The following is an 11,043-nucleotide window of genomic DNA, read 5'->3' on the forward strand; positions in this document are numbered from 1 at the left end:
GAAGGCAGGGGTTCGATGGCACAGCGCCTTGGCAAAGCCCGTGATCTCAGGGGCGGCTTGGACAGGTCGCCGGAGCAAGGTCGGATTTCGGCAACCATGGAAATGATGCTCTCATTCCGTGCTTCCTCCAAACGGGGCAAGATATTTTTCCTGGTGGTGGCGCTTATAGTCGTCGTTGGCGCGACCGCATATGGGCAGATTCGGCTCAATGCCTGGAATCAACCTTTCTATGACGCGCTTTCGCGCAAAAACCTGTCCGAGTTCATAAATCAGTTGGGTGTTTTCGTGATCATTGCGGGTCTTCTGCTCGTTTTGAACGTCACCCAGACATGGCTCAATCAGACCACGAAGGTAACGCTTCGAGAAGTTCTCGTGGACGATCTGCTGAATGAATGGCTGCGCCCCCTGCGTGCCTTCCGGCTTTCAAATGCCGGCGAGATCGGCGCCAATCCTGACCAGCGCATCCATGAGGATGCGCGGCACCTCACCGAACTTACCACCGACCTGGGGGTCGGTCTTCTCCAAGCCACACTTCTGCTTCTCAGTTTCATCGGCGTTCTCTGGGGCCTCTCGAATGGCATGGTACTGTCGCTCGCCGGGCACAGCTTCGTCATTCCTGGCTACATGGTCTGGTGTGCACTCCTCTATGCCGGGACCGCCTCGTTCCTCAGCTGGAAAGTCGGCCGCCCGCTCGTCGGCCAGAACGCTGAACGATATGCGCGAGAGGCGGAGCTCCGCTTCTCATTGGTGCGGGTCAACGAACATGTCGATGGAATAGCGTTGAATGGAGGCGAAGACGACGAAAAGCGCTATCTAACGGTCGTCTTCGGGACAGTGCTTGAGATAATCCGCCGTATTGTCAAGACAACCACGCGTCTTACCTGGATCACCGCAGGCTATGGATGGTTCACGCTCGTTGCTCCAATTCTGGTCGCGGCTCCAGGCTACTTTTGGGGAACCATGAGCTTTGGTGAACTCATGATGGCGGTTGGCGCCTTCAACCAGGTTCAGCAGGCATTGCGGTGGTTCGTGGACAACTTTTCCGCCATCGCCGATTGGCATGCCACTTTCTTCCGTATTGGGAGTTTCCGCGAAGCGTTGATCGAGATCGATAAGATCGGAGAAACGACGGGCCGCATCACATATGCCGGAAGCGATGATTTCGCATTCCGCATAGAGGACCTCGAAATCGCGTCGCCTGTCGGATGCATTAGGCTGAGCGAGAGCAAGATCGTCTTTCAACCTGGCGAGCGTATTCACATCATCGGTGAAATTGGCGCCGGTAAAACGCTGCTGTTCCGAGCTCTCGCCGGCCTTTGGCCCTGGGGAAGCGGACTTATTGCGCGCCCAACGGGCCGCTCGGTTATGTTCATGCCGGACCACGCCTATATCCCACCTGGCACACTTCGCGCATGCGTTACCTATCCCGATTCAGCACAAGTCTATGAGGACGCAGCCATCGTTGCTGCGCTCCAGAGCGTGGGTCTGGAACAATATGCGAAGCAACTCGACCGGACGGAGCGGTGGGACCGACGATTGACGGGAGATGAAAAGCAATGTCTCGCTTTTGCACGCGCCGTTCTTCAGAAGCCGAAATGGCTTGTGCTGGACGAGTCGCTCGATGCACTTGATCGCATTTCTCGAAAGCGGATTGAGGCTCTCTTCCTCGCAGAGCTTGCCGATATCGGCCTCATCAACGTAGGTCATGCCGAAGCAGAGATCGGATTCTTTACCCGTTCGCTTCATATCACCACGGATCCGCATGGCCGTGCCTTCAAGCCAGCTTATCGGAAGGGGGCACCGGCTCAGCCGAAGCCTGCCTGGGAAACCATCCCTTTTGGATAGAAGGACATCCATGTCTCACCCGCTCAAAGCCAAGAATCGGCTGCAGACGTCTCCCCGGTCCCATGGACTTTCCGACCCGGAGTTGCTTGACGCTATACAGCGTCAGACATTTCGCTACTTTTGGGAAGGAGCGCATCCGGTCAGCGGGCTTGCACGCGATCGCAGTAGTCTTCTCCATGATCCGGCGAACGAAATAGTCAGTGTCGGAGGCTCGGGCTTCGGCATTCTTAGCGTCATCGTCGCCTGCGAGCGAGGCTGGGTCCAACGGAAGGATGCTGTGGCAAGGCTTACGGCGATGCTCGAGTGTCTCGAGCAGGCCACCTGCTATCATGGAATGTTTCCTCACTTCATGAATGGTGCCACGGGCGCCACGATTCCTTTCAGCCGTAAGGATGACGGGGCCGATATCGTCGAAACGTCATTCCTGTTCCAAGGCCTTCTCTGCGCACGTGCCTATTTCAGCGGCGACGCTGCGGACGAGACGCAACTGCGCCAACGTGTGACCAACCTTTGGCAGGAGGCCGAATGGGACTGGTTTACTCGCGATAACCGCAAAGTGCTGACCTGGCATTGGAGCCCCAACAACGGTTGGGCACTCAATCACGAGGTCCGGGGTTGGAATGAATGCCTGATGTCCTACGTGCTTGCAGCTTCATCTCCCCGCTACCCAATCTCGTTTGAGGCCTATAGGGACGGGTGGGCGGAAGGTCGGCAGTTCCTGAACCGGTGTAGTTTCGATGGCATTTACCTGCCGCTCGGACCGGCCTGGGGAGGTCCGCTGTTCTTCGCGCATTTCTCCTTTTGCGGCATCGACCCCCGGGGGCTTTCCGATTCTTACGCGGACTATTGGCAGCAGAATGTGAATCATACACTGATTAACTATGCCCATTGCGTCCGTAACCCACATGGCTATGTGGGCTATGGGCCGGCCTGCTGGGGACTTACGGCGAGTGATACAATCGGCGGCTACGCAGCTCATGCACCAGACAATGATTTGGGTGTCATTAGCCCTGCGGCCGCTATAGCAAGCCTGCCCTATGCTCCGTCCGAAGCAATGAGTGCAATTCGGAACTTCTACGAGAATCTCGGCGATCGGATCTGGGGACGCTTTGGGTTCGTGGATGCCTTCAGCGAGGAGCACGAGTGGTACGCTGATACATACCTCGCCATCAGTCAGGGGCCCGTCGTTGCAATGATCGAGAACTACCGGAGTGGCCTTCTCTGGCAACTGTTCATGAGCATACCGGAGGTCCAGACCGGCATGAAAAAACTCGGCTTCTCCAGTCCGCATTGGGCATGAGGCGACTATGACAGAACTGGATGAATGGATCACATCCGAAGCGCGGTATGCAGCTCGGACAATGGCGAGTGCGATCTCGGCAACCCATCTCGTGAAAGAGCGAACTGGTTTTGGGCAGACAGTCGTTCCAAGTCCTGGCTCAGTCCTTGCTTCGCCGATTCCGGCTTCCTACGACCCTGATCCGGACTACTTCTTCCACTGGTTCCGGGATTCCGCGATTGTCGTCGATGCCTTGCGTGTGGCGATGGACGATGGGTATGCCGATTCCTCACTGGAAGGCCGATTCCAGGAATTCGTGGACTTCAGTCTGTCTCTATTCTCGCTGAATGGACAGAGTTTTCTCCAAAGCACAGACTTCAGATCGAGGGTGAAACCATGGTTTCTTCAGTATTTGCGTCCGGATGATGAAATTGCTTCCGTCGAGGGCGCCCAAATTTCAGGGGATACGCGCGTCAACGTGGATGGGACTCTCGACTTCATACGATGGTCGCGGCCGCAGTCCGATGGACCGGCGCTCAGGCTCCTCGCCCTACTGCGCTGGTGGAATCATATTCGACCATCCGAGCGTGCGTTACGTGCCAAGATGCAACGCCTGATCGAAGCCGATCTGGCGTTCACTTTATCCCGAGTTGACCAATCTTCGTATGACATTTGGGAGGAGGAGAGAGGCTGGCACTATTACACCCTGCTGGTTCAGGCGCAGGCTCTCACCGAGAGCATGGATTGGCATCGTGCGGTAGGGCAGGGGGACCGTGCCCAAGACCTGCGTGCCATGGTCAACAGAATCCTATCGCGTCTCGATACGTATTGGGATGACGCACGATGTATCTATCGATCCCGCTCCGGCGTGGCGGGCAACCCTAGCGACAAGGACCTCGATATAGCTGTTATCCTGGGGATCATTCACACCGGGCGGCCGAATGGTCCACACAGCGTCCTTGATCCACGCGCCCAGGCGACTCTCAACGCTCTCGAAGAGCTGTTTGAGGTTGAATACGCCATCAATCGCAACCGTTCCATAGATAAGGGGCCCGCCCTAGGCCGGTATGCGAACGATTCCTATTACAGTGGCGGCGCCTATTTTTTTGCAACCCTTGCTGCGGCTGAGTTCTATTTCAGACTTGCAGACGCACTGCAGACTGGCGCAGAGATGCCGAATACACGGGAGAACCTTGGCTTTCGGCTGCGCCTCGTCGGAACAGGGGACTCTTCGCCCAGAGACCAAGTCGCGGCGGCGGCCATCCGCTCAGGTGACGCCATTCTGGAAACCGTACGAACCTATACGTTGCCGAGCGGCGCTTTGTCAGAGCAGTTCGACCAAACAACGGGCATGCAGACGTCAGCCAAACATTTGTCCTGGAGCTATGCGGCCTTCCTGACCGCTGTTTCCTGCAGATCGCGCTGCGTTCAAGCATCTAGCGCAGACTTCTCGCCGTCAGCGTAAGGCTGCAGCCATTCCAGACTCAAGCCTTGTAACGAGGTCGGTAGACACGGCATTGAAACAGGCTCGCCGAAGTAACGCCGAACGCCGAGGACATGTCGGATTAGAATATTCATATAAAGGCCCGGCCCGCTTGAATAGATCCGCCATCCTCCGTCGACGGGAATCGTCCCCGCCTTAACGCGGCTCCATTCCGCGCTTGCCTCATATCGGTCGCAGAAAGCTGCATCGCTGCTGCTGAAGTATGCATTGCGCTGTCGAAGTGCAGCATTCACCACACAGTCGGTTGCCGATATTGGATTGGCGACGGCAAGTGCTTGCCAGGATGCTTCGCCGTCGCCGAGCAATGCCATCGCTTCTGCATATCGAAGGTGAGCATGAACGTACATGAGGCCGATCTCGCGTCCAAAAAATGCTGAAGATTCGGCCCGCCGGAAAGTCGTTTCAAGCCCTCCATGATAGGCAATCGGCTTATCCATCAGACGAACGCCATCGGGAAAGCACAGATGTTCGCGAATGAGCGAACAGTGATGCTGCACCTGCTTCGGCGTGAAGAGGTCGCCAAGAATCGCCCGCGTCATTGGAATTAGAGAGAAGGAGACACCGGTTCTGACATCCCGTGGATGAAGAATAAGCTCCGGCAAGCCACCTCTGGGGTCGAACAATCCGTATCCCGCCACTACTCCGTCACGGACGAGGTAGCGATGAAAATCATGGCACATTTGCTCTGCGACGGCGTCATAGCCTGCGGCTTTCTCAGGTTTCCTGATCCGGCGCATGATCTCTGCGTAGCGGCGAAGCTGTTGATACAGAAGTGCTACCGTCCAACTGCTTACCATCCAATCTCGTTTCGACGGGTCGACAGGTTGAAGCGAGTCGTTCCAATCTCCGTTCCCGTATCCGATCAGGCAGGTGCCTGCCACGAAGCGGCTCCGGGCGACATCGATGAGCCTATCGACGTGAACCTCAAGGGAGTCAGTATTGGTTGTTCTCTTAAGATCGCTCTCGCGGCGCCAAGCCACCTGATCGTCTAGAAACGCCAGATCACCCGTTTCTTCCACATAGTCGCATAAAGCCTTAAGTGGCCATACCAGGATATCGCCATGAGCGTGCCGATCCTGGATGATGGAATATGGCTCCAGCATGAACCATTGCGGCCAATCGCCCAGGTTTTCGTACTGCTGAGCGTAGACTATGCGCAGGATCTCCTTGGCCGGTTCGTCATGCCTTAGTGAGAGAAGCAATTCGACAGGCCCTTGGCAGACGTCACGCGTGCCCCAAGCCCCGCCCGTATATTGCTCCAGGCCATGCGGGACGGTCAGATGCACCATCGCATCATGGACGAACCATGGCAGGACGGTGTCGGCCGCTTCTACCGTGGCATCAATCCTATCGCTCATTAAACGGATGCCGCGAGTGAGGCCTTCCCAATAACTGGCGGAAGAGACATGCATGGCCGCGTCGTCCACGGGTCGCTCATACTTTCCTGCCAGTCGATCCGCATCCTCCTCTCTCGCCAGCGAGCCCACAACCGCAAAGCACAGATCATTCGTGCTAACGGTCCGAATTGCTATAAAGCCCCCTCCTGGAGAGCCTCCTTCGACCCGGAGCAGCTCCTCCCCTCCAATGGCCTCAATACACTCGGGTGTGCTCGTTACGAGTTGATAGACGGATTGGGGATAGTGCTGGCCCCAAAGCTGCTCCTTGCTGGGCCGAAAGATGAAGCGTTTGCGGACTTCATCGACAATGATCGAACTCGAAAACTCTAGCTCGCGCTCTCCGAGAACGAGGTGGCCAGCGACAAGGAATCGACAAGGAACACCTGTGACCATGACGCGCCATTGCATGGCGGGCGCATCGCCGGCGACTGTGGCAGAGACAGTGATCGTCCTATCGTCCTGTCGATAGATCCAGCGGCAATCCCACAAGCCCATCTCGAAAGCGGAAGGGACCGTCAACAGACGCCATCCCTCGCCATCATCCATCAGGATCCGCAATCCGCTGGAGCGCATGACGTTATAGGGATCCCGCGATACCGAAAAGAGCTTATGAAATGATGTATTGCCGATCGTAAGCTGCGCCGCGAAAACGCCATGCATCCAGCAGGTGGCGCAGAGGGTTTCATCGCTTGGTAGGACGTCGGAGCCGCTTCGCAACAGCTCCCCATGTCTTCGGAGCACGCTTCGCTCCTTATCGCGAAGGACGACGTGGCGGCTGTGTGCTTGAGCTTTTGTAAAGAACGACAGGACTTGGCCTTCGCAGATCTCGGTCTGGCGGCGATCAGGATAGAGCTCGTCAATCTCTGCATCGCTCAAAGAAAGCACGGCCAATGGCCGTGCGTCGTCGATAAGACTCCGAACGGGTTGTCCAAGTTGCGGGATATGTGGCTTATAATCCCTGCTGGCCTGCTGAACGACGTCAATGCCTGAAAGATCGGCGTCGCTCGATCTTCCCGCATGGTCCGGCTGATATACTCCGAAGAAATTCCACGACAGGCTGCTGCCGGGCGAGAGTTCTTTCACGGGAGCCTGCAGGGCCGCACATGCGCATTCATGCTGAAGGCGGTGTGTTTCGAGATCCGTTCCGAATGGATGATCGAAGTCGGCAGCGTCACGGTAAGCTGGGCCCGTGAACTGCCGAAAGTCGGTTGCAAACCCTGCTGGTCGCTCGAGGCAACCATGAGCAACCCAGGGATGTACACCATCCTGCGCCAAATTCTGCCGGGTCATGATGACCCGGCCAATATCGGGATGAACTGCGATATGATGATCGAGATACTGGCATGCGAAGGCTTCGTTGTTCATCAGAAAGCCACGCCCGCCGAGACCGAGGTCCTGGACGAGGATAGCATCACATGAGAGGGATATATCCCGCGCGCTTTGCAGCTCGACCCTCCAGAACCATGTGTTCATCGAGGGATGGAGCCAGAGTGTAACGCAATGGCGGATGCCACGGGTCTCGCCGACCCACGCGATACGGTCCTTGCCAGTGCCGACGCGACAGTGGGCGCTTGGCCCAATGACCTGAAAGATTGCCGGGTCAGGTTGACCAATTCGAACATAGACACGACCTAACCCGCCGCCAACGGACGAGCCGAGAACCTGGTTGATCATGATCCGACGCTGATCGGCTTCATGTTCAAGCGCAAAAACCGCACCATTGGGAAGCAGGCTGACCTCGAGCCCGGTCCGATTGCGCACGCGCAATAGCCGGAGATCCGCCTCTGTAGGTGTCCATAGACGTCTCGTGCGTGACTCGTTCACAGGCTCGGATCCTCAGGTCCCTTGAGCATGCAGGTGCTCTCAATCCCCAGCCTGAGCCGCGGTCTGATAGGGCCACCCCCAATTGCGGATCTCCGGCATATCCTCACCATGGCGCGAGATGTAGTTTTTATGCTCGATAAGTTTGTCGCGAACCGACTGTACGATGTAGGCAGCGGTTGGCGCCAAGAGTGGGACGCGCCGTGCAGTCGCTTCCACCAGGTGGAAGCGGTCGAGCTTATTTAACACAACCATGTCAAAGGGGGTCGTTGTGGTGCCCTCCTCCCTGTAGCCATGAACATGGAAGTTGTCGTGGTTCGAGCGCTTATAGACGAGCCGATGGATGAGGTGGGGGTATCCATGGAAAGCAAAGATGACTGGCTTGTCTTTGGTGAAGAGGAGGTCGAAGTCACGGTCGCTGAGTCCATGCGGATGCTCGTCCGGAGACTGCAGGGTCATCAGGTCCACGATATTGATGACCCTCACCTTCAAGGCAGGAGCATGCTTACGAAGGAGATCGACCGCTGCGAGGACCTCAAGGGTTGGGACATCGCCGGCACAGGCCATCACCACGTCTGGCTCGGCTCCATGATCGGAACTTGCCCAGGTCCAGATTCCAATTCCGGCGCTGCAGTGCGCGACCGCCTGGTCAATTGTCAGCCACTGAGGAGCTGGTTGCTTGCCGGCGACGATTACGTTGATGCGGTCATAGGTCTGCAGGCAGTGCGCTGCTACATGAAGAAGACAATTCGCATCCGGCGGAAGATAGATACGGACGATCTCTGCCTTCTTGTTCGCAACGACGTCGATGAAACCGGGATCCTGGTGGCTGAATCCATTGTGGTCCTGGCGCCAGACATGGGACGTGAGCAGATAATTCAGCGACGCTATCGGACGACGCCAAGGCAGCTCCCGGGAGACTTTCAGCCATTTGGCATGCTGATTGAACATTGAATCCACAATGTGGACGAATGCCTCGTAGCATGAAAACAGGCCGTGGCGGCCGGTCAGCAGGTAGCCTTCGAGCCATCCCTGACAAAGATGCTCGCTAAGGACCTCCATTACTCTCCCTTCCGGCGCAAGGTGAACGTCCTCCGGCAGAATAGCGGCCATCCAGGCGCGATCCGTCTTCTCAAAGATTGCGTCGAGGCGATTCGAGGCCGTCTCATCCGGACCGACGACCCGGAAATTTCGCTCCGATTCGTTCAGGTCGACAATGTCCCGGAGATAGGTTCCGAGGACACGGGTCGCTTCGCCGGTCGCCTTTCCAGGGGCATCAACCCGGACCGCGAAATCACGGAAGTCCGGCAAGCGAAGCGGACGCATCAGCAAGCCGCCATTCGCATGGGGATTGGATCCCATCCGGCGCTCGCCGGCAGGTGCCAGCGAGGCAATTTCGGAATGGAGCCTGCCAATGTCGTCGAAAAGCTCGTCTGGCCGATAGCTGTGCAACCATTCTTCGAGCTGCTTCAGATGAGCGAGATCGTTTCGAACGTTTGCAAGAGGGACTTGATGCGACCGCCAGAAGCCTTCGGTCTTGAGCCCGTCCACCTGTTTCGGCCCAGTCCAGCCCTTAGGCGTCTTTAGCACAATCATCGGCCAGCGGGGACGCTCGGCCTTTTCTCCATTTCTGGCGGTATTCTGGATGAACATGATCCTGTCGAGGACAGCGTCGAGAGCCTTGGCCAAGGCCTGGTGGACCGCTTCGGGCTCTGTCCCCTCGACGAAATGGGGCTCATATCCGTATCCGGTCAGTAGCTTCTCCAGTTCGCTTCGATCGATACGGGCCAGGATCGTTGGGTTGGCGATCTTGTACCCGTTGAGATGGAGGATCGGAAGAACGGCGCCATCACGGGTAGGGTTCAAGAACTTGTTCGAGTGCCAAGCGGCTGCGAGAGGTCCCGTTTCCGCTTCGCCATCCCCGATCACACAGGCGACAATCAGGTCGGGATTGTCGAAGGCGGCGCCGTAGGCATGGAGGAGTGCGTACCCCAATTCTCCTCCCTCATGGATCGAACCTGGCGTTTCCGGGGAGGCGTGGCTCGGGATACCCCCCGGAAAGGAGAATTGCCGAAAGAGTCTTTTGAGGCCTTCGGCATCCCGCGTTATCTCTGGATAGATTTCACTATAAGTCCCCTCAAGATAGGTATTGGCGACCATACCAGGACCGCCGTGCCCAGGCCCGCACACGTAAATGATGTTGAGGTCCCGTGCCTTGATGACTCGATTCAGGTGAGCATAGATAAGATTCAACCCGGGCGTGGTGCCCCAATGGCCAAGCAGGCGCGGCTTTACATGCTCGGGCCTCAATTCGTGCCGCAGCAAGGGGTTGTCCAAGAGATAGATCTGGCCCACGGAAAGATAGTTCGCGGCCCGCCAATAGGCGTCAATCCTGTTCAAATCGTCATGATTGAGCGGCATTTCCGATGACTGCATCATTATCCGATCTTCGAAATAGCCTCGTTCCCTGCGTGCCGTCTGGTGATTATGCTCGACCGGAGGATAAGATGCCTCGCTTCCTTGATCCGAGCAATCGCTCGCAATCCCGGGTCCGCATCGGTTTCCATTGAGTGCAGCTTCGGACAGGATTCAACTCCGCCCATATCTCGATTGCCGAGGTTAGATCGGGCTCATGCGCTGCAGCGTGCCGTCCCGAAGCACGAACTGATGCCACAGGGCGATAAGGGCATGGAGCCCGGCAAGGATGAGGATGAGCGTGCCTCCCGTCTCGTGAATCTCGGCAATTGGCCCGGGAGGCCCCTGGACCGATGCAGCGATGGCGGGCAGTGGAATGCCGAAGAACGAAACCGAAACGCCGAGTCGCGATGCAGCATACCAGCCCGTAATCGGCAGGCCGATCATGAAGAGATAGAGTACGGCATGACCAATCTTGGTCGCCAGGTTAAGCCAGGGGCCCTGGATATCCTCAATGCGGGGAGCGTCGCCGAGCCAGCGGGCGATCAAGCGGGGCGCAACAAGCAGCAGCGTTGCCAAGCCCAGGGAAAAATGCAGCAGGGGCGGATTGAGACGAACCTGCCGGCCCCCCTCGCCAGTGAACCAAGCTGCCAGGATGAGCAGGGCGGTGATCCAATGTAGAGCAATGAGAGTTTTGGAGTACTTCGGGACCGATGAAACTCTTTCACGCGATTCCGACGGATCTGGAGCTCTTAGTGCAGTTTCAGCAGCCATTGCGATCA

6 protein-coding genes are annotated in these 11,043 nt (G+C 57.2%); 3 read left to right on the plus strand and 3 right to left on the minus strand.

Annotation, left to right across the window (positions count from 1 at the left end; translation table 11 throughout):
- Positions 1-15 precede the first annotated feature (15 nt).
- Genes AC522E_RS21995 through AC522E_RS22005 form a run of 3 tightly spaced genes read left to right on the plus strand, consistent with a single transcriptional unit; the run spans position 16 to position 4,589 of the window.
- Positions 16-1,845 carry an ABC transporter ATP-binding protein/permease gene (locus tag AC522E_RS21995; protein WP_500748351.1) on the plus strand — a complete coding sequence of 610 codons (1,830 nt, stop codon included), beginning with the start codon at positions 16-18 and terminating at the stop codon, positions 1,843-1,845.
- 10 nt (positions 1,846-1,855) lie between these two features.
- On the plus strand, positions 1,856-3,145 hold the full coding sequence (locus AC522E_RS22000) for a glucoamylase family protein (RefSeq protein WP_500748352.1): 1,290 nt from the start codon (positions 1,856-1,858) through the stop codon (positions 3,143-3,145).
- A 7-nt stretch (positions 3,146-3,152) separates the two neighbouring features.
- Positions 3,153-4,589, plus strand: coding sequence for a glycoside hydrolase family 15 protein (locus tag AC522E_RS22005; RefSeq protein ID WP_500748353.1), 1,437 nt, complete (start codon positions 3,153-3,155; stop codon positions 4,587-4,589).
- Here AC522E_RS22005 and AC522E_RS22010 read toward each other — a convergent pair.
- The 3 genes from AC522E_RS22010 to AC522E_RS22020 all read right to left on the minus strand — a co-directional run bounded on the left by AC522E_RS22010 (position 4,553) and on the right by AC522E_RS22020 (position 11,035).
- Entirely contained in the window at positions 4,553-7,792 is a 3,240-nt protein-coding gene (locus tag AC522E_RS22010) for a GH36-type glycosyl hydrolase domain-containing protein (protein ID WP_500748354.1), read from the minus strand. The two genes, AC522E_RS22005 and AC522E_RS22010, sit on opposite strands and share 37 nt — an antisense overlap.
- Before the next feature lie 96 nt (positions 7,793-7,888).
- Positions 7,889-10,285, minus strand: coding sequence for a phosphoketolase family protein (locus AC522E_RS22015; protein ID WP_500748355.1), 2,397 nt, complete (start codon positions 10,283-10,285; stop codon positions 7,889-7,891).
- A 180-nt stretch (positions 10,286-10,465) separates the two neighbouring features.
- Complete coding sequence (locus AC522E_RS22020; protein WP_500748356.1) at positions 10,466-11,035, minus strand: cytochrome b; 570 nt, start codon at positions 11,033-11,035, stop codon at positions 10,466-10,468.
- Positions 11,036-11,043: the final 8 nt, after the last annotated feature.

The organism is Microvirga sp. BF8, from assembly GCF_059888585.1.